Genomic DNA, 874 nt, shown 5'->3' with positions numbered 1-874 from the left:
GCCGCTGATCTCGATCAGGCCGCCATTGCCCGTTCCCAAAGCATTGGCCGCAAACGAAGCCCCAGCCGCAACCGTCGTCGTATCCGTCGATTTGATCGAAATATGACCGCCGTCAACCGCCCCCACGCCGACCGCCGCCAGCTTGGCCGTCGCCGCGACACTGATGTCCTCGCCCGTCACCTCGATCTGCGCCGGCGCGCCGCTCGCCGCCGAAGTCGCCGCCAGGGAGCCCGCGATCGTGGCGTCATTGCCGGCCGCGACCGTGATCTGCGCGACTGTGGACGCCGGCGCCGTTGCGTTGGCCGCGCTCGCCGCGCCCGCCTTGGCCGCCCGCGCGCTGATCTTCGCCCCCGCGCCGATCGTCACATTATTGGCCGCCGCGATCGACACCGAGCCGCCATGGCGCGTCGAGCCCCCCGCGCTCAAACGCCCGTCGATCCCCGCATTGTTCGTCGCGACAATGCTGATCGCCCCGTTGCGCACGACAATCGCGCCGCCTTCCGTCATCCCCCTCGCATTCACCGTCGATTCAAACTGCGCCCGCTGCCGCGCAACCCGCTCCGCCTCCGGGATCGAACCCGCAACCAACACGTCATGCGCATTGATCCGCACCCCGTGCTGCGCGATCACCTGGCCGCTGATCGCCACCGAACCATCCGACGAAATCGGCACATTGCCGTGGATCAACTGGCTCGCCAGCGCATTATTGACCACCCCGTCAGGGCCGATCAGTTGATCGATCGTCTTCTGCGTCGGCGTGACCACCGACAACGAGCCGACATTGACCACTCCCGACGCGCCCACAATGAAGCCGTAGGAATCGGCGAAGATCACATTGCCGCCAATCACCCCGTTCTTATAGGAATTGAGCGCG

The 874-nt window shown here is 66.5% G+C and carries 1 protein-coding gene; it reads right to left on the bottom strand.

The window, feature by feature from the left end:
- On the bottom strand, positions 1 to 874 hold an 874-nt coding region (locus GSQ90_RS28470; protein ID WP_210255002.1), incomplete at both ends, for a leukotoxin LktA family filamentous adhesin.

Origin of the sequence: Methylocapsa sp. S129, assembly GCF_009765995.1 — a bacterium.
Lineage (GTDB): Bacteria > Pseudomonadota > Alphaproteobacteria > Rhizobiales > Beijerinckiaceae > Roseiarcus.
The sequence above is the reverse complement of the archived record's forward strand: the minus strand, read 5'-3'. Positions and strand labels throughout refer to the sequence as shown.